This window comes from Sulfurimonas sp. (assembly GCF_041563495.1).
GTDB lineage: Bacteria > Campylobacterota > Campylobacteria > Campylobacterales > Sulfurimonadaceae > Sulfurimonas.
Map to the genome: position 1 here is coordinate 151,569 of NZ_JBFFMZ010000003.1, position 18,653 is coordinate 170,221.

The window sequence follows — 18,653 nt, forward strand, 5'->3', positions numbered from 1 at the left end:
GTGACTTTTGAACAACAATGGCTGGAGTATGATTATAACCCTTTCATACTCTTTAGCTCTAATGGAAAAATACTATCATTAAATGCCGAAGCACAGTTTCTTCTCGGTGTGGCATCTACAAACGAACTTTTTGAACTTACAACTGCATATGCAAATATCTCTTTTGGTTTTAAAACAACTTTTTTAGAATTAGAGTTTGGCAGATATAAGTTTTTTGCCGTCACGATCGGCTACGAAAATGAAGATGAAATAGGAATAAAACTATATCAATCACCATCATTTAAACTCAACAACCCTAAGCCGGTAGGTGAATTGACAAATATCTACACTCTTGTGGATTTATGCATTTCAACGAACTCTATTAGCTCTAATGTTATTTATACAAAAGAATTTGACCCTACTATTCCTGAGATAGTAATAAATACAAACTCGTTTATAAAGCTTTTAAATAAAATATACTCTTGCTTTGATGAGAACGAGCAGATAAATACAAAGATATTTTATAGAGTCGGTGAACATATAAAGTTTGAAAATAAAAAATATAGTATTTTCTCAGTTGAAATAAAAGCAGACAAAATAAATCAACAAAAAACTAACGAATTAGAAATTCTTGCTGCCAACACAAATTTTTACATAGATATACAAAATAAGATAACAATAAATATACCGATGATTACCTCTTAAAAGATTTTTCTTTTAAGAGAACAGTTCCTTACCGCTCACAGATCCGACAACAATTCCAACCAGCAAAGACGGCAGATAGACAGCAATATCTAGTAGTTCATTGTTTTTAAGCGCTATAAAACCCAAAACCAGAAATAGATATGGCAGAAGTCTAAATAACGATGAACTGCCTTTAGCTCCGTGTTTCATGCTATCAAGACTAAAAGTTTTTATTTTTTTCTTCTCTTCTTTTACAATAGCTTTTAGGTCTAACTCCTCAGCGGGAGCATAGTTTATAGAGTCTTCTTCATATAGCTCATACGGGTCTTCTATCTCATCAAGAATATCTCTTTTTTCCTCAAGCATGTCAGATTCAACCGCACTGTTGACCATCTTTCTATAGGCATATGAAGAACCTAAAATTACAAACAGACTGCTTAAAAATGCAATCTGCAGATTAATAAAAAAACTAAACGAGAAAAGATAAGTTACTAAAATCAAAAATTCCGAAATAGCAATAAGTTTAATACCCTTTGGCACCGTAATCCTCATCATCTTCAGAATCTTCTTCTAGTTGCTTTTTAATAGCATATCTAGGCTCTTTGGCCAACTCTTCAAATACTTTATGCTGTTTTGAGTAAGCTTTGTAGACATTCAAAATTGCAGCTGCGATACCGATACCTACACCGACCCAAAACAACCATCCGATTCCGGTTAGACTGCGAAGCAGATAACCTATACCGACACCCATAACAACTGCAACGACCATAGAGATGCCAAGAGAAAGACTGTCGGCAGCTTCAATAATAGGTTTTATTCTAGGTTTATGCTCTTGCTTAGTTTCATCTTTAGGCATTTGTTATTGCCTTAAAGACTCTAGCACTGGCTTTGATTGTATCTTCTATCATCTCATCTGTTGTAGCTGTTGAGATAAAACCTGTCTCATAAAGTGAACATGCAAAGTAAAAACCTTCTTTAAGCATGCCTGAGTGAAATTTAGCAAAAAGCTCGGCATCTGAATTACAAGCATCAGCAAAGTTTTTAACAGGTGCTTCATTAAAGAAGAAACCGAACATGCTTCCTCTTGTATCTATCTGCATAGTTATCCCGCATTCAGATGCAGCAGCTTGCATTCCTTCTACTAATCTCTTTGCCCGAGCGTTTAAAACATTCATGACAGGTGCATTTTTCTTCAGTTTGCTGAGTGCCGCATAACCTGCTGCCATTGCTACCGGATTTCCGCTAAGAGTACCTGCTTGATAAACCGGACCTTCGGGAGAAAGTTTTGCCATAATCTCTGCGCGTGCTCCAAAAGCACCGACCGGCATACCGCCGCCGATAACCTTGCCTAAAGTCACAATATCCGGAGTCGTACCTGTAATAGACTCTGCACCGTTAATCGAAGCTCTAAAACCGCTCATTACTTCATCAAAAATCAGTAAAGTACCATTTTCATCACATATTTTTCTAAGCTCTGCCAAAAACTCTTTATCTGCAGGAACAAGTCCCATATTCCCTGCAATAGGTTCTATAATAACACAAGCGATGTCATCAGAGTCTGCAAAACATTTTTTTACACTCTCTATATCGTTATATGTTGCTAAAAGAGTGTGTTTGGTAAAGTCGGCAGGTACTCCAGGCGAACTTGGATTTCCAAAAGTAACAGCACCGCTTCCAGCTTGAACTAAGAGTGAATCACTATGTCCGTGATAGCATCCAGTAAACTTTACGATGTCGTCACGTCCTGTAAAACCGCGAGCAAGACGGATAGCGCTCATTACCGCTTCTGTTCCGCTGCTTACAAATCTAATCTTGTCAATAGAATCAAACATAGATACAACAAGCTGTGCCAAATCTGTCTCAGCCTGAGTCGGTGCACCGAAGCTAAGTCCGTGTTTTACAGCTTCTATGACAGCCGCTTCAATGCTCTCATCTCTATGACCAAAAAGAAGCGGTCCCCAGCTCTGCACATAATCAACATATTTGTTTCCATCTATATCAGTTAAATAAGCTCCATTACCTTCTGTTATAAAAAGAGGTGTTCCCCCAACGCTTGAGAATGCTCTAACCGGAGAGTTGACTCCACCTGGAATTAAATTTTGTGCTTGTTCAAATGCTTTTGACGATGCTTGAGTGCTCATTTAAAGACCTTAATAATTTTTTTATTATTATAGCCAACTACTATTAATTTATATTTGATATAATCGTTAAAAATAACGATAAACGGAAAAATTTGAACAGATCTTCATTTGCTTTATTTGTAGCACTTCTCATACACATCTTGCTTTTGTTGATTTTTTGGTTACTCGGGAGCATTATTCCTGAGGTAAAAAAACCTGTTAAGACAGAGGAAAATAAAATTAAAATCTCACTCAAAGAGATGCCAAAACTAAAGAAAAAATCCGGAGATATAAAAAAGAAAATTAAGCCCACACCGATAGCTCCCCCAATGCCAAAAGGTTCTCAGCTTAAAAAAATAGTAAAACCGCCAGTTAAATATGAACCTGCAAAACCTGTTAAAAAACCAAAGTTAAATCCGAAGCCCAAACAAATAAAACCGAAGCCAAAAATAGAACCACTGCCTAAAAAACCATATATAGCACTGGCTCCAAAAAAAGATGTAAACACAACCAAACCAGAACCTAAACCAAAAAAAGAAAAAGAGACCAAAAAGCCCGTGAATCCACTGTATGCAATGCTCTCTCAAGATAAATCAAGTCAAGAAAAAGAAAAAGAAGAGAAAAAGACATACACAGGAAGCAGTATCAATCAAAACATTAAAGAGTTATACGGTGATGAATTTGGAAAGTTGAGTCCGGGACAGCAAAAATATATCTTAGACAATCAAGAGATTATGAGAAGAATCACTCAACAAGTCCTTACCCGTGTAGCAAGAGTAAACCTTCCAAGAGATTTGAATGTCAATAGAACCAACGTCATAGAGTTTTACCTCCATCCAAACGGAGACATGAGCGACTTTAGATTTTTAAAAAAAAGTGGTTATTATGTTCTGGATGATACGACAAAAGAAACCATAGAATACGCTTACAGCAGATATCCAAGACCTACCGAGAAGACTTTAGTAAGATATAATGTATTTTACAATTTAGCAAGATACTGATATAGTAAGCTTGCAAATTGAACGAAAATTTTAAAAATCATAAAGGACGGTTATGTCACACCATCCATTACAAACGATAAAACAACACTATCTTCAAATATTTATTTTTGCATTTGGAGCATTGATATGGTTCTCTCCTGTTCCTGATGGTCTAAACCCTCAAGCGTGGCATCTTTTTGCAATCTTTATCAGTGCCATTTTTGCCGTTATCCTAAAAGCAATGCCTATCTTTACATCATCTATTTTGGCTCTTTCTGTTTCTATTTTAACAGGGACACTTACAACAGAACAAGCTTACAGCGGTTTTTCTCAAGGCTTTATACTCCTTATCATCGTTGCATTCTTAATAGCCAGAGGTGTTATAAAATCTGGTCTCGGAAAACGAATCGCTTTTTTAATCATTAAAAGATTTGGAAAATCAAGCCTGGGACTTGCATACTCTATTATAGCGGCTGATATGTTTATCTCCCCTGCTTTTCCGAGTAACACGGCACGTTCAGGAGTTTTATACCCGATTGTAAATGCTCTTGCAGTTGATAGCGGCTCTAAAATTGCAGATGGAACCCGTAAAAAGCTAGGTTCTTTTTTAATGATGTCCTCGATGGCAGGACTTACTCTCTCATCTGCACTTTGGCTTACGGCAATGGCTGCAAATCCGGCAGGTGCGAAAATGGCTAAAGAATTCGGAGTAAATATCACTTACGCTTCATGGGCCCTTGGTGCATCTGTGCCTGTGTTGGTTCTTTTCTTTCTCGTTCCGTGGGTTATATTCAAGATTTATCCGCCAGAGATTAAAGAGACACCCGAAGCACCGGCGATTGCACAAGAAGCGCTGGAACATATGGGACCTGTCCATAAAAATGAGTATATTACGGCAGGAACCTTTTTTGGTATGGTTTTTTTGTGGATTATGTCTGGAAACTTAGGTCTTGACAAAACTGCCGTTGCTTTTTTGGGACTTGGCATTTTAATGCTCACAAATATATTTACACTTGAAGATATGCGAGGTGAAGGTAATGCTCTCTCAACTCTAGTCTGGTTTGCTATTTTATTTGCGATGAGTGTTTATCTTGAGAAATTTGGCTTTATGGGATGGGTGGGGATGCATATATCGGATATGATTATAGGATTTAGCTGGCCTGTGGTCTATGTAGGACTGACTATTGGTTACGTCCTAATCCACTACTTCTTTGTATCCCAGACTGCTCAGATGCTTGCACTATTTTCTGTATTTTTAGGTGTTGCCGTTACGGCCGGTGTTCCTGCAGAACTTATGGCTTTGATGCTTCTTTTTGCAACAAACTTTAACGCTATCATCACACCTCAAGGCTCTTCCGCAAATGTCATATACGTTGGTAGCGGTTACATAGAACCCGGAGAGATCTATAAAGTCGGTGCTATTATCACCCTGATAAACACCATAGTCTTTTTGACTATAGGAACAGCTTGGTTATTATTGATTTTAGATGTTAAACTATAGATTAAAACTTTGGCTTTTGTGCTTATTTAGTGTCACACTCACGGCAGATTCAAAGATAGAACAAGCTTTTTCTAAAGGCAATGTAGATGCACAACTTCAACTTTTCTACTATGACATAGACAAAAAAACAGATAATGATGCATATGCAACAGCCCTCGGCGGTTATATAAAATACACTACGGACACTAAAAACCCACTCTTTGCATCTATTAGATTTCACACTTCAAATCCAGTTGGAGGCAACCTAAATAAAGCAAATACTTCTCTCTTTAACAATGACAACAACGCTGAAGCTCTTACAACAATCAGTGAATCATTTTTGGCTTACAAAACAAAAAACCGGATTATGAGAATCGGTAACGTTATGCTTAAGACTCCTATGATGAATGACGATACAACGAGGATAGTCCCGTGGAGCTATCAGGGTTTTACGTATACGGGACAGAGTATAAAAGATATGAAAGTTCAGCTTTACCACATAAGAGCTATCCGCTCCTTCACGTCTGACACATATAAACAAGAGAGTGCCAGCGGTGAGTTTGGAGATAGCGGTATAAGCATGCTCTCTCTTCACTACAACGGTATCAACTCCCTAAAAACTCAGGCTTTTTACTACTATGCACCCGAGCTTTACTCTACATTTGTGGCACAAGCTGATTATGAGCTCTCTGTAAGCAAGAATGCCCTATTTTGTGCAGGCTTGCAATATTTTAGGAGCGGCGATGGCGGTAAATATGCAGTCAGAGAAAATAAAAATGGAGGAGATGATATAAATCTATTGGCACTGAGAACTTCCATTGATACGGATGATTGGACGATATCTATTAACTACTCTCAAAACTTTGGTCTCAGTGGAATAGTAAAGGGTTACGGAGGTTTGGCAAAAGTCTATACAACTTCAATGATTGCAAACGGCCGTGGAAATTACAAGCCTGAGACTTGGATGATAAAGAGTGTTTACAACCTGCCTTTGAACTCATACAACAGTGAAATTGCATTTAGATATACAAATACCAGAGTTCATGATTCAAGAGGAGATGGTTTCAAGGCCTATTATCTACACTTTAAACACTACATCAGCAAAGAAGCGTCAATATATCTAAGATACGAAAATCTTCAGTACGATACCGACAAAAGCGATGCCTCTTACTTTAGAGCAATCGCGACTTATAAATTTTAAGATTTATTTTCCAGAAGTGCTAAAGCGCCTTTATATATCGGCTCGTCAATAAAACCATACTCATCATCAACAAAGCCTGTCACTCCGCTATCTCTATGCATCTCAAAAAGTTTTACTATCACCTTAGCTCTTTTAATCTCGGCCTCTGCATCTACAAACATCTTGTTTGTAAGTCTTACCTGATCTGGAGAGATGCAACCCTTTGCATCGTAACCCATACTCTTTTCAAGTTCTATCCAAAGAGAGAACTCGTCCAGATTTTTAAAATCCTGATATACAAAAGATACGGGCTTGACTCTCATCGCTTTTGATGTAACCAAGAAGTGAGAAAGCATGTAAAGCATTGTTGGATTGTTGAGGTTAATAAGGCTTTGAGATAGTTTCATATCTGCAAACAGATCCAAGATCCCAAGATAAAAGGCAGTGACTCTGCGGTCTCTTTTAAGAGAAGAGAGATTATGCCAGGCTTCTGATGTCTCAATGGAGAGATGCAGTTCTATCTCTTCGTTTAAAAGAGCAAGTACACTCTCTACTTCTTTTTTATTTTTTATCTTGGGAACGCGGATGGCATCTGGCATAAACTGGTTTAAGTAGGTTATCTCTTCATATCCGCCTTCATCCAAGGCATTTACGCGCACAACAAGCTTTTTATCACACTCTTTGTGTATTGTTAAAAAAATAGCGCATAAGACAAGTGCAAAATGCTTGTCTTCTTTGCTGACACCATCCTCAAGATTTAGCATAATACAATCAGCATCTAAACTCTCTATCTTGTTTAAGTGCTTCAACTTGTCGCACGAAAGCATTAAAACGGAGCGAAAATTGTTTTTTTTGTTTAAGACTCTGAAGGTTGGTTTTGCCAGAGCATCAAGAGTTGCTAAATCTCTGGCTTCATATGCTTGTTCTATCTTACTTAGCATCCGGTTTGCCTTTAGTCTCTTGAAGGTAAAGATATAGAGCCTGAACCTCTTTTTTTGTTAAAAAGTATCTCGGCATGGCATTTTTTCTCTTATTTAGTGCTTCATAAAATGTGTTAAAATCTAGGTTGTTTATAATCGGGCCTTCAAAAGTTTTCTTCTTTTTTTTATGCACGTAAGTCGCAACAAGCTTCCCCTCGCCTTTTTCACCGTGACACAGATGACATCCGATGCCCCTTGGATTTTTGTACAGCTGAGATGCATACTCCATGGGAGTTATAAAAGATGTTTCTCCCCACAAGACGGAGTAAAAAAGAAAAAGCAAGAGATATTTCATACAGTGACCCTCTAAATATATAACCGTATAATAACAAAAAAATTATTTATGAGCTTTAAACCAATAATCTATCTATTGCAAAAGCTTCACGCTTTATAAAGCGCCTTATTATTATTAGCTTGGTATAATAATAAAAAAATTATTTATGGGGTTTAAATGCAGATACTAGACGGTAGGGCACTCTCAAAAAAAATAGAAGATCAAGTTGCTCAAGAAGTAAAAAATTTAAAATCAACTTGTGGATGTACGCCCGGTTTAGCGGTTATTTTGGTCGGTCAGGACCCTGCAAGTGCTGCATATGTAAACATGAAGAAAAAAGCTTGTGACAGAGTCGGTTTTTACTCTATCACGCATGATATGCCTGAGACAATCTCTCAAGAAGCTATTGAGAAAACTATTGTAATGCTAAATAACGACACAAATGTCGATGGTATTTTGATCCAACTTCCATTACCTGAGCATATTGACACAACAAAACTTTTAGAACTTGTAGCACCGGAGAAAGATGTTGATGGATTTCATCCATATAATGTTGGTCGATTAGTTACAAATCTTGATGGTTTTGTACCTTGTACGCCCCTAGGTGTTATGGAACTATTACGTGAGTACAACATAGATGTTAAGGGAAAAAACTGTGTAGTTGTCGGTGCTTCAAACATAGTTGGCAAACCTATGGCTGCCCTGCTTTTAAATGCAGATGCAACAGTTGAAATATGCCATATTTTCACTGATGACTTGAAAAAACACACACTTAATGCAGATGTTGTTTTGTGTGGTGTAGGGGTTATAAACCTTATAACAGCAGATATGGTTAAAGATGATGTTGTCATCATAGACATTGGTGTAAGCAGAACTAAAGAAGGTAAACTTGTAGGTGATGTCGATTTTGAAAACGTGAGTAAGAAAAGCTCATATATTACTCCAAGCCCAGGGGGCGTCGGTCCCATGACAATAGCAATGCTTCTTAGCAACACTTTAAAAGCTGCAAAAATAAATGCGCAAAAACTCTCAGAGTCAAAAGAGTCTTAATGAAAGAAGCAATTCACAAAGCCTATAAATTCTCGAACTCTTGGACTGGAACTATAATCATAGTTCTTTTTATTATATTTTTTATAGCTCAAGCCTTTAGAATCCCCTCAGGTTCTATGAAAGACTCGCTTCTAATAGGTGATCATCTTTTTGCCAAAAAATTCGCTTACGGTATTTCTATGCCTCATATCCCTTTCATTGAGATGTCAATCATGCCGTGGAGCGACAGACTTCGTTTAGTTGACGGAGATACTCCAAAACGCGGTGATATCGTCATCTTTAGATATCCGGGAAATACTAAACAACACTTTGTAAAAAGATGCGTAGCCCTTCCAGAGGATGAACTTTTCATCTCAGAAAAAGACCTATATCTTCATCACAACGAAGGTGATGAGTGGATAAAAGAGCACTTTAAAGGTTTTGAGATCATAACTTTTTCTGGAAAACTGTGGGTTAAAAATCCTTACATGAAAGAGCATAAGGGAATCCACCATGATGATAAAATCATTAACAACGGCAGATATCCAATGCCTCTTTTTTACTTTTCTCCTATAAAAGTAGACAAAGACAACTACTTTATGATGGGTGACAACAGAGATCACTCGAATGACAGTCGTTTCTGGGGAGCAGTTCCTTACGAAAACATAGAAGGAACACCGTGGTTTGTTTATTTTTCTATCAACGATGATTGGGAAATCAGATGGGACAGAGTCGGAAAAACACCGACAGACTTAGAGTCAGACTATCACCTTGATTTAGCAAGAGAAGAAAGACTAAAAAAAGATAAAGATGATCATGGAATCTATTGATTTAATAAAAATCTTAGCAGCCGTAGCTGCTTTAGCAATAGCAATCATAGGGCATGAAATAATGCATGGATGGGTAGCTTACAAGTATGGAGACATGACTGCCAAAAATGCGGGAAGACTCTCCGTAAACCCTCTTATACATGTTGATTTAGTCGGTACTATCATTGTTCCTGCTACTATGTACTTCTTACCTATGCTTCTTGGCGGAGAGAGCGGATTTTTATTTGGTTGGGCAAAACCTGTACCTATCAATACCGCAACCGTAGTCAGAAACGGTGGGTACAATGCTGCAATGCAAGTAGATCTGGCAGGAATTGTTTACAACTTCACTATGGCGACTTTTGCTTCTATTGCCGTTGTTGCTATGGCTCAGCCGACGACTGCTGACAGTTTAGTCTATGTTTTTGCATATCTGTTTGTTTTTCAGCTTATAATTATAAACGTTGTTTTAGGAGTATTTAATCTGCTTCCTATTCCTCAGTTTGACGGAGCACACTTCATAATGCATCTGGCGTTGAAATACAGAGTAAATAAAGTCGCGGAATTCTTTTACAAAAATGAAAGATATGGAATAATTATAGTTTTAATCATCTTGATGACGCCGCTTAAAAATTACCTGTTGCTTTTGCCGGTACAAGCTATTTTACAATTATTAATATAAAAAGGGAAAGAATGAAATTTTTTATAGCCACAGATCATGCTGGAATAGAGTTAAAAGACTATACAGTTGAGCTTTTAAAACAAAAAGGGCATGAAGTCATAGATTTGGGTCCTTTTACAACCGACAGAGTTGATTACCCAGACTATGCGCACAAACTTTGCGAAGAAGTCTTGGATGATGAAAGAACGCAAGGTATTTTAATATGCGGTTCCGGAATCGGTATGAGCATGGCGGCAAACCGTCATCCAGGCATCAGAGCTGCTCTTTGTCATGACGCTTATACTGCGACTGTTGCAAGAGGACATAACGATGCGAACGTCTTATGTTTTGGTGAGCGTATCGTAGGAAAAGGTGTTGCAGAATCAATTATAGATGCCTGGATTGCAGGCTCTTTTGATGGTGGAAGACACTGTGGTCGTGTTGAAAAAATAGAAATTAAATAAGGATTTTTTATGTTTTGGGAATGGTCACTTTTAACTATACTGTCAATTTTATCCGTTTATCTTTTTGTTAAAATGTATTACTTTAAAAGTATCACAAATAAGGAACAAAGAGGTAACGATTTGATGAAGTTAACGCTTCAAGAAGCCGAAATACTTATAAGAAAGTATCAAATCCAATTACAACGTGCATTGGGTAATGTTGATATTTTAAGTGAAGAACTTACAAAACTCAGAAATGAGCTTAAAGTCTTAAAACAGAGAAATACTAAACACAGACAAGAGACTGACCGATTAACCAGCAAAATTAAGGCCTTAGAGGGTCGTATAGACGCTCTACTATAAAAAGGGGAAACAACTACATGATACTAAGTAAAACAGAAAGAAAAATTATAGAAGGTTCAATCAGAGATATTAAAGACTTTCCTAAACCTGGAATAGTTTTTAAAGATATTACAACTCTTTTAAACAACAGAGAAGCTTATGGTGTACTTATGAACCACCTGTACCAAAGATACAAAGAGTATAACTTAGACTATATTGCGGGCATAGATGCAAGAGGTTTTATCTTCGGTGCTGCTTTAGCTCAGATGCTAAGAATAGGTTTTGTTCCTATTCGCAAAAAAGGAAAGCTTCCATACACGACAATCAGCGAAAAATACTCACTAGAATACGGTGTGGATGAAGTTGAAGTTCATATAGATGCTTTTAGTGAGATTCCTAACGCAAGAGTTCTTATTATAGATGACCTGATAGCTACAGGAGGGACTGCAAATGCAGCTGCTACACTTGTTAATCAAACAGGCGCTAAATGTATTGAAGCCTGTTTTATAATAGGCCTTGGTTTCTTGGGCGGTGCTGAAATATTAAAAGAGAAAACCGATGTTTACTCTCTTATAGAGGTTAATTGATGTATATTCCTTCAGCTTCAAAATTTGATCCGGATGAAAATGGACACTTTGGAATCTTTGGCGGACGCTACGTTCCAGAAACGCTTATGCCGGCACTATTAAAACTAAAAGAGGAATACGAAGAGATTCGTTTTGATGAAGATTTTTGGAAAGAAGTTCATTACTACTTAAAAGATTATGTCGGTCGCCCTTCTCCACTCTACTATGCCGATAATATCTCTAAAGAGCTAGGTGCTAAAATATACTTTAAACGTGAAGACCTTAATCACACAGGAGCCCACAAAGTAAACAATGTAATAGCACAAGGACTAATGGCTAAAAGACTTGGATATAAAAAGATAATCGCTGAAACAGGTGCTGGACAACACGGTGTTGCTACTGCTACTATCTGCGCTCTTTTGGATTTGGAATGTGAAGTATTTATGGGTGCAAAAGACGCACAGAGACAAGAACTCAACGTATTTCGTATGAAACTTCTAGGTGCTAAAGTAAATGCTGTTGAGAGCGGTTCACGTACACTTAAAGATGCAATGAATGAAGCTATCCGTCACTGGGTAACAAATGCCAGAGATACTTTTTATATCATAGGGACTGTTGCAGGACCACATCCGTATCCAATGATGGTTAGGGACTTTCAAGCTATCATCGGCTGGGAAGCAAGAGCGCAGATACTAGAAAAAGAAGGAAGGCTTCCGGATCATGTCATAGCGTGTATAGGCGGCGGTTCAAACGCTATAGGAATGTTTCAACACTTTTTAGAAGATGAAGAAGTGGAATGTATCGGCATCGAGGCTGGCGGGCTTGGCGTAGATACAGATAAACATGGTTGCTCTTTAGAAAAAGGACGCCCAGGTGTTCTGCACGGTCAGATGAGCTACACACTTCAAGATGAAGACGGACAAATACTCGAAGCTCACTCTATTTCAGCAGGTCTTGACTACCCAGGCATCGGACCGGAGCACTCTTTTCACAATGACAATATGTCCGTAACTTATGATAATGCGACAGACCAAGAAGCTCTAGATGCATTTGTATGGTTGTCACAAAAAGAGGGAATCATTCCCGCATTTGAGAGTGCCCACGCTGTAGCATATCTTAAAAAGATGCCAAACATAAAAGATAAACTTGTCATCGTAAACCTCTCAGGTCGCGGTGACAAAGATATGATTCAGGCTAAAGATATTCTACACTTCGACTAAAATCAATATTTATAAATAAGCACTTGCGGTATAACGCCACTTGTGTTTACTTATATTTACAGAAAAACCATGCTCTTCAAGCATCTTTTTCAGAGCGTCTGCTTCGTAAAAATGACCCGGTTCACCTAAGAGTTTTTCCATTTTACAGATAACCTTTCCTCTAAACGTTCCCAAATCAAAATCATAAATAAAAAGTTTTCCGTCTTTCTTTAAAACCCGTACAACTTCTTTTATTGCAACTTTAGGGTCTTTAAAGTGATGCAGTGATTCTCCCATAAGCATAACATCAAAGCTTTCATCTTCAAATGGAAGTGATTCTGCAGATGCCAAATGTGTTTGCACATATTCAGGCATATATTTTAGCATTCCCTCTGCCGGATCAACTGCCACATACCTAAACTTGGAGTTGCACCTATGGGCAAACTCGCTCATTACGCCTGTCCCTGCCCCTATATCTAAAACAGAAGCTTCATCGGATAATGGTTTTAAAAATATACACAACTCTTCTAAAACCTCTTTTGGATAGATGAGAGAACCAAAATGCTTAAAGAAATATCCCAGATAATTAAATGGAATCATGATTATTTTCCTTGTATTACAAATAAAATATATAATCGAATTTAATTATATCGATACAATCTGATATACTCTTAATACAAAAATATTACAGAACCTTCAACTATATTTACATTAAATAAACTCTTTTTCTAAATATGACAATTTAAATACACTCTTTAGTTACAATATAAATATAGACTATTTACAGGAGAATGTTATGAGCATAGTAGAACATGGTATTTCCATAGGTATAAGCAGAGTAAATGTGTTCTTTTTTATGAAGATAAAAATCAAGGGGACTCTGGCACATGAAGATTATGAAAGAATGATTCCGATGCTAAGAAGCTCCGTTGAAGGAGTTAAGGAACCTGATGTAAGGGTCCTTATAGATGTTACCGAATTTGACGGCTGGGAACTAAGAGCTGCCTGGGATGATTTTAAATTTGGAATGGAATTTAGACAACTCTTTAGCAAAATAGCCATTGTTGGGACCTGTGCAGTAGAAAAATATGCCGTAAAAATAGGAAGCTGGTTTATGAGTGGAGATATGAGGTTCTTTAAATCTCTTGATGATGCATACGAATGGTTAAACCAAGAAGAAGCTGCACAGACAACTGCCGTACAAAAAGATTTGCGTGCCAGAAAAGAAGAGATAAGAGATGAACTTGAATCACTCTTTAAGTCTAATCTAAAGATAGTTGATTGGAATGTACCAGAACCGGACGACCAAGATGCTTCTGAAATCCTAGTAAATATTTTAGAAGAAAAACTCCAAGAGATAAAATCTGATGTGAAGGATGGAAAATATAAATAATTTTTCAATTCTTGAAGAAATTTGGCATGCCATCTCCCATGGACTAGGCTTAGCGTTAAGTATAGCCGGACTTGTCATATTAGTTTCGTTTGCAACTATGGACGGTTCAGTCATGGCTGTAATAAGCAGTGCAATATTTGGAACAACGCTTATCCTGATGTATGGTTCATCGACGCTCTACCATGCTATTACGCATGAGGAGGCAAAAGAGTTATTTCAAAAATTTGATCACGCATCTATATACTTTTTAATAGCAGGAAGTTACACTCCAATAACTCTTGTTTCTCTTGAGGGACTATGGGGCTACTCAATTGCATCTGCTATCTGGACAACAGCATTTATTGGCGTTTATATGAAATTTGCCTATTCTAATCGTTTTGAAAGATTATCTCTTTTTTTATATCTGATTATGGGTTGGAGCATCGTAGTAGCCATAGAACCTCTTAGAGAGTCTATGGAAGTTGGAGGTATATACCTTCTTGTTGCCGGCGGTTTATCTTATACATTTGGAGTCTTTTTTTACATAAATGATCACAAAAACTTTTATCATGCCATCTGGCATCTCTTTGTACTTGGAGGAAGTATCTTTCATTTCTTTATGACACTCTTTTACATCATATAAATAAACTCTCTTTTATACTCTTTTAGATACTATCTTGCAAAATAATTTAATCCAATGGAAACTTTATGAACATTCAACTATTAAACAAAAATATTTCTGATATCAAAGCTGATATCTTAGTAGAGTTTTTAACTCCAGATGCCCTAAAAGAACACACACAGGCTAAACTTTTAAACCAGGCAGGATTCAAAGCAGAACAGGATTCTATCTGTTTTTTACATGGAAAAGGTCTACTTTTTTGCGGGACAGACAGCAAAAAAAGTGATGACGTGAGAAGTGCAACAGTTGCCATGGTCAAAGCGCTTAAATCTTCAAACTACGAGAGTGCAGCATTTAGTGTGTTAAAAAACAGTTCACTCGCTGCAATGGTTGAAGGCGTAGTATTAGGCGGGTATGAGTTCAATGAATATAAATCAGAGCCAAAAGAAATAACGCTAAAAGATATTTCTCTTGCATCTAATGAGCTTGAGTATGATGAGCTAAAAACAACTTTTGATGAAGCCCTCATAGTTGCAAATGCAACTTGTTATACCCGTGATATTGTAAACAAGGCACCACAAGAACTAAATCCTGAGACTTTTGCCATTTTAGCTAAGAAACTAGCAAATACAAACTCACTCGAATGCAACATACTTGCAGAAAATGAACTAAAAAATGAAAATATGAATGCTATGCTTGCAGTCGGTCGTGCTTCTATCCATGAAAGTCAGCTTATCCACCTTGCTTACAAACCTGCAAATCCTAAAAAGGTCATCTCTCTTGTAGGAAAAGGTCTTACTTACGATAGTGGTGGACTAAGCCTTAAACCTGCGGCAAATATGGTAACGATGAAAATGGACAAAGCCGGAGCTTGTGCAGTTTTAGGAATCATAAAGGCAGTAAGTGAATTGAAACTAGATGTTGAAGTTCACGCATTTATAGGTGCAGTTGAAAATATGGTCGGAGGAAATGCTTATAAGCCTGATGATGTTCTTGTCTCACGTAGCGGAACGACTATAGAAGTAAGAAACACAGATGCCGAAGGACGTTTAGTCTTGGCAGATGTTCTTACTTACGCTCAAGAAAATGTAAAAGCTGACGGAATCTTTGATTTTGCTACGCTTACAGGTGCTTGTATGGTTGCTCTCGGTCAATATACTACAGGGATGATGGGACACTCTCATAAACTAAAACATGACTTTTCAAAAGCAGGCAGTGCATCTGGAGAACTAATCGGTTCACTTCCATTTAACAGACATCTTAAAAAACTTCTAAAAAGCGAAATAGCCGATATATCTAATGTAGCTTCTAAACCTTTTGGCGGTGCCATCACGGCGGGTATGTTTTTAGATAAATTTATCAAAGATGAAAACAAAAACAAGTGGATGCACTTTGATATAGCAGGTTCAGCTTATACTGAAGCAGCATGGGATTGTAATATTTATGGCGGAACCGGAGCCGGTGTACGATTAATGAGTGAGTACTTAAAAAATATATGACAAAAGAGCGCGAAGGCGAACTTTTAATGATAGGACTCTCCATCTTGGAGAGTTGGTTTCCAATACTTTCAATCATAGCAATCTCTCATATAGGTGCTTTGCATACTTACGCTTTTTCACTTTTTGTATCACTGTTTTTCTTTTTGATTATTATGATAAAGAAAAAACTTTTTGTTGAGTTAAAAAACACAGATGCATATAAAGACCTGATTCTTACAAGTTTTTGGATTACAACACTTTTTACATTAGTGTTTATAGGAATGCAGTTTACAACAGCAGGTAATATGTCCGTTATCATATTCATGCAACTTTTTTTCTCTTATCTGTACTTCAATGTTTTTGGCAAAGAGAAAATGGACTTTATTCATAGTATTGGCGCCTTTATTATGGGAATCGGAGCACTAATAATATTAATACCTGACAACATGGTGTTTAATAAAGGTGATCTCATAATCCTTATAGCAGCTGTTATAGCTCCACTTGCAAATTTATACTCAAAACGTGCCAGATTTTTTTGTTCATCCGAGACAATACTTGGGTTTAGAACAATTATTGCGCTTCCTGTAATTGCCCTGCTGGCTTGGATTATAGAGCCTAAAATCACGCTAGATGATACACAAAAAGCTTTACCGCAAGTTTTTCTCATAGGTCTGTTGATTTTTGGCATCTCTAAAATTCTATGGATGGAAGCGCTTCATCGCATCTCTATAACAAAAATTAGTGCTATGATTGCTTTAGTGCCGCCAATGACGCTTTTTTTCGCATTTATTTACTTGGATGAAATACCTGAATTTCGTCAGGTGCTGGGAATAATACCTATACTTGTAGGCGGATATCTTTTAACAAAACCTCTAAATAAACAGTAGAATATTTATATATTTTCTTTTCAAGTTTTTTTTCGTTATAATATTTAACGTACGCAGTTATATTTTAATAGAGGGGAATAAGATGAAAAAGCTTATATTGGGAACTATACTCTTATTTAGTATAAATTTATATGCTGATTTTGCCGATGGAACTTTTGAATACAACGCAGGTAATTATGAAGATGCTATGATTCTTTGGGATGGGGCTTGCAATAAAGGTGATGCTAAGTCATGCCATAATCTTGGTCTTATACTCTATACTGGTAAAAATATAAAGCAGGATTATCCAAGAGCTGCAAAAGCTTTCTCAAAAGCTTGTGAAAAAGGGATATCTACTAGCTGTTTTAGTCTTGCTGTTATGAATTTGAGAGGTAGCGGAATTAAACAAGATTATGTAAAAGGAGTAGATTATTTTGATAAAGCTTGTGAAGCTGGACACAGTTACTCCTGTTACAACCTTGGAAATATATATAAAGACGGACAAATAGTTATTCAGCATTTTGAAAAATCAAAAAAGTATTTTACCAAATCATGTAATGCCGACAATATGCCTGCTTGTTATGAACTTGGAAACTTGTATGTAAGAGGAAAAAAAGAATACATTGAAGCACAAAAACTCTTTAGCAAGGCTTGCAACGGCGGTCTTTCTTACGGCTGTCTCAATTTGGGTATTTTGTATCTTGATGGTCTAGGCGTAAAACAGAATAAAGCAACTGCAAAAAAACTGTTTTTGAAAGCTTGTGATGATGGAATAAGCACCGCATGTGAGCACTATAAAAAACTCAAATAAATATAAAAAAATACTCTTTTAAAATAATTGGGTTAATTTTGCACTCATGCACAAATTTGAGCATTTTTTAGCGTCATTTGACACTAACTATGGCTAATATAGTGTATATTTATTTAATTGGTTTATAAACTAGACAAGAGAGCATAACTTGAATTTTAATTTTTTAGAAGTCACAGATAGCAATTTGTTAAAAAAAGTATTTGAATTTAGATATGAGATTTTTTTAGAAATTTACCCTGAATATTTGCAAAGCCTAAAATTAGGGTCAAAAGAAGAACAAGACAAATATGACAGATATGCAATTCACTATGCTGCTTTAGATGAAAATAATGAAATCTGTGCAACGGTTAGGCTTATATACAACTCCCCGTTTGGATATCCGACTGAAAACTACATGAAAGTAGACAATGATAATTTTGAAAGGGATAAACTTGGAGAAATATCAAGAATATTTATAGATCCTAAATACAGAAGAATAAGCACTTCAAAAGTCATAATCTACAATTTTATTGAAATGATTTATGAAAAAATGCTTTTACTCGGCATAGAATATACTTACGGTTCACTAGAGTCAAACTTTTTAAGATTACTAAGAATTTATAAATTTAACTATATAACAATAGGCGATGAACAAGTTCATAAATATTTCGGTCTACGTTATCCATGTATTTTACATACAGACCAAATTACTCTTAAAAATAAAAGTCTAAAAAAACAATAGGAGGACTATCATAAAAAAGATTACATTAAACAATTTCACTAAGTCTAGCTTTTTTTT

The 18,653-nt window shown here is 36.6% G+C and carries 23 protein-coding genes; 17 read left to right on the plus strand and 6 right to left on the minus strand.

Going from position 1 to position 18,653, the window contains the following annotated elements; translation table 11 throughout:
* The gene (locus ABYK18_RS04250) at positions 1-684 is read left to right on the plus strand and encodes a hypothetical protein (protein ID WP_373035405.1); all 684 of its coding nucleotides are present in this window, start codon (positions 1-3) and stop codon (positions 682-684) included.
* Between the two features lie 12 nt (positions 685-696).
* Here the strand turns inward: ABYK18_RS04250 and ABYK18_RS04255 are convergent, their stop codons facing one another.
* Genes ABYK18_RS04255 through hemL form a run of 3 tightly spaced genes read right to left on the minus strand, consistent with a single transcriptional unit; the run spans position 697 to position 2,804 of the window.
* Positions 697-1,203, minus strand: a complete 507-nt coding sequence (locus ABYK18_RS04255) for a hypothetical protein (protein WP_373035406.1) — start codon at positions 1,201-1,203, stop codon at positions 697-699.
* Positions 1,187-1,519, minus strand: a complete 333-nt coding sequence (locus ABYK18_RS04260) for an AtpZ/AtpI family protein (protein ID WP_373035407.1) — start codon at positions 1,517-1,519, stop codon at positions 1,187-1,189. Before ABYK18_RS04260 ends, ABYK18_RS04255 begins: the two co-directional genes overlap by 17 nt.
* Positions 1,512-2,804, minus strand: a complete 1,293-nt coding sequence (gene hemL / locus ABYK18_RS04265) for a glutamate-1-semialdehyde 2,1-aminomutase (protein ID WP_373035408.1) — start codon at positions 2,802-2,804, stop codon at positions 1,512-1,514. Before hemL ends, ABYK18_RS04260 begins: the two co-directional genes overlap by 8 nt.
* 92 nt (positions 2,805-2,896) lie before the next feature.
* On the opposite strand from hemL, the gene ABYK18_RS04270 reads away from it, so the two are divergent.
* The 3 genes from ABYK18_RS04270 to ABYK18_RS04280 are packed head-to-tail and all read left to right on the plus strand — an operon-like array spanning position 2,897 to position 6,444.
* Positions 2,897-3,784, plus strand: coding sequence for an energy transducer TonB (locus tag ABYK18_RS04270; protein ID WP_373035409.1), 888 nt, complete (start codon positions 2,897-2,899; stop codon positions 3,782-3,784).
* 52 nt (positions 3,785-3,836) lie between these two features.
* Positions 3,837-5,264, plus strand: a complete 1,428-nt coding sequence (locus ABYK18_RS04275; RefSeq protein WP_373035410.1) for a DASS family sodium-coupled anion symporter — start codon at positions 3,837-3,839, stop codon at positions 5,262-5,264.
* The gene (locus ABYK18_RS04280) at positions 5,251-6,444 is read left to right on the plus strand and encodes an OprD family outer membrane porin (protein ID WP_373035411.1); all 1,194 of its coding nucleotides are present in this window, start codon (positions 5,251-5,253) and stop codon (positions 6,442-6,444) included. The genes ABYK18_RS04275 and ABYK18_RS04280 overlap by 14 nt, the downstream gene beginning before the upstream one ends.
* Here the strand turns inward: ABYK18_RS04280 and ABYK18_RS04285 are convergent.
* Together ABYK18_RS04285 and ABYK18_RS04290 are read right to left on the minus strand one after the other, a co-directional pair.
* Positions 6,441-7,364 carry a CoA ester lyase gene (locus tag ABYK18_RS04285; RefSeq protein ID WP_373035412.1) on the minus strand — a complete coding sequence of 308 codons (924 nt, stop codon included), beginning with the start codon at positions 7,362-7,364 and terminating at the stop codon, positions 6,441-6,443. The two genes, ABYK18_RS04280 and ABYK18_RS04285, sit on opposite strands and share 4 nt — an antisense overlap.
* Positions 7,354-7,698 (minus strand): cytochrome c, encoded by a 345-nt coding sequence (locus ABYK18_RS04290; protein ID WP_373035413.1) that lies wholly within the window; start codon positions 7,696-7,698, stop codon positions 7,354-7,356. The genes ABYK18_RS04285 and ABYK18_RS04290 overlap by 11 nt, the downstream gene beginning before the upstream one ends.
* Positions 7,699-7,854: 156 nt before the next feature.
* Here ABYK18_RS04290 and folD point away from each other — a divergent pair, with 156 nt between their 5' ends.
* From folD to trpB, 7 genes are read left to right on the plus strand one after another with little or no spacing between them, the layout of a single operon-like run.
* Positions 7,855-8,727, plus strand: coding sequence for a bifunctional methylenetetrahydrofolate dehydrogenase/methenyltetrahydrofolate cyclohydrolase FolD (gene folD / locus ABYK18_RS04295; RefSeq protein WP_373035414.1), 873 nt, complete (start codon positions 7,855-7,857; stop codon positions 8,725-8,727).
* A complete protein-coding gene (gene lepB, locus ABYK18_RS04300; RefSeq protein ID WP_373035415.1) occupies positions 8,727-9,536 on the plus strand; it encodes a signal peptidase I in 810 nt (269 codons plus the stop codon). The genes folD and lepB overlap by 1 nt, the downstream gene beginning before the upstream one ends.
* The gene (locus tag ABYK18_RS04305) at positions 9,523-10,197 is read left to right on the plus strand and encodes a site-2 protease family protein (protein ID WP_373035416.1); all 675 of its coding nucleotides are present in this window, start codon (positions 9,523-9,525) and stop codon (positions 10,195-10,197) included. Before lepB ends, ABYK18_RS04305 begins: the two co-directional genes overlap by 14 nt.
* A gap of 11 nt (positions 10,198-10,208) precedes the next feature.
* Entirely contained in the window at positions 10,209-10,640 is a 432-nt protein-coding gene (gene rpiB, locus ABYK18_RS04310; RefSeq protein ID WP_373035417.1) for a ribose 5-phosphate isomerase B, read from the plus strand.
* Between the two features lie 9 nt (positions 10,641-10,649).
* On the plus strand, positions 10,650-10,982 hold the full coding sequence (locus ABYK18_RS04315) for a hypothetical protein (protein ID WP_373035418.1): 333 nt from the start codon (positions 10,650-10,652) through the stop codon (positions 10,980-10,982).
* Between the two features lie 17 nt (positions 10,983-10,999).
* The gene (locus tag ABYK18_RS04320; protein ID WP_373035419.1) at positions 11,000-11,548 is read left to right on the plus strand and encodes an adenine phosphoribosyltransferase; all 549 of its coding nucleotides are present in this window, start codon (positions 11,000-11,002) and stop codon (positions 11,546-11,548) included.
* Positions 11,548-12,747: a tryptophan synthase subunit beta gene (gene trpB, locus ABYK18_RS04325; RefSeq protein ID WP_373035420.1), complete on the plus strand. Its 1,200-nt coding sequence runs from the start codon at positions 11,548-11,550 to the stop codon at positions 12,745-12,747. Before ABYK18_RS04320 ends, trpB begins: the two co-directional genes overlap by 1 nt.
* A 9-nt stretch (positions 12,748-12,756) precedes the next feature.
* Here trpB and ABYK18_RS04330 read toward each other — a convergent pair whose 3' ends face one another.
* Positions 12,757-13,326: a class I SAM-dependent methyltransferase gene (locus tag ABYK18_RS04330; RefSeq protein ID WP_373035421.1), complete on the minus strand. Its 570-nt coding sequence runs from the start codon at positions 13,324-13,326 to the stop codon at positions 12,757-12,759.
* A 196-nt stretch (positions 13,327-13,522) separates the two neighbouring features.
* Here ABYK18_RS04330 and ABYK18_RS04335 point away from each other — a divergent pair, with 196 nt between their 5' ends.
* The 6 genes from ABYK18_RS04335 (at position 13,523) to ABYK18_RS04360 (ending at position 18,596) form a co-directional block, all read left to right on the plus strand.
* Complete coding sequence (locus ABYK18_RS04335; protein WP_373035422.1) at positions 13,523-14,119, plus strand: STAS/SEC14 domain-containing protein; 597 nt, start codon at positions 13,523-13,525, stop codon at positions 14,117-14,119.
* Positions 14,103-14,741, plus strand: coding sequence for a hemolysin III family protein (locus ABYK18_RS04340; RefSeq protein ID WP_373035423.1), 639 nt, complete (start codon positions 14,103-14,105; stop codon positions 14,739-14,741). The genes ABYK18_RS04335 and ABYK18_RS04340 overlap by 17 nt, the downstream gene beginning before the upstream one ends.
* 65 nt (positions 14,742-14,806) lie before the next feature.
* Positions 14,807-16,219, plus strand: a complete 1,413-nt coding sequence (locus tag ABYK18_RS04345; protein ID WP_373035424.1) for a leucyl aminopeptidase — start codon at positions 14,807-14,809, stop codon at positions 16,217-16,219.
* Entirely contained in the window at positions 16,216-17,085 is an 870-nt protein-coding gene (locus ABYK18_RS04350) for a DMT family transporter (RefSeq protein WP_373035425.1), read from the plus strand. Before ABYK18_RS04345 ends, ABYK18_RS04350 begins: the two co-directional genes overlap by 4 nt.
* 82 nt (positions 17,086-17,167) lie before the next feature.
* The gene (locus tag ABYK18_RS04355) at positions 17,168-17,875 is read left to right on the plus strand and encodes a tetratricopeptide repeat protein (protein ID WP_373035426.1); all 708 of its coding nucleotides are present in this window, start codon (positions 17,168-17,170) and stop codon (positions 17,873-17,875) included.
* 184 nt (positions 17,876-18,059) lie between these two features.
* Entirely contained in the window at positions 18,060-18,596 is a 537-nt protein-coding gene (locus tag ABYK18_RS04360; protein WP_373035427.1) for a GNAT family N-acyltransferase, read from the plus strand.
* The last annotated feature ends 57 nt before the right edge of the window (positions 18,597-18,653 follow it).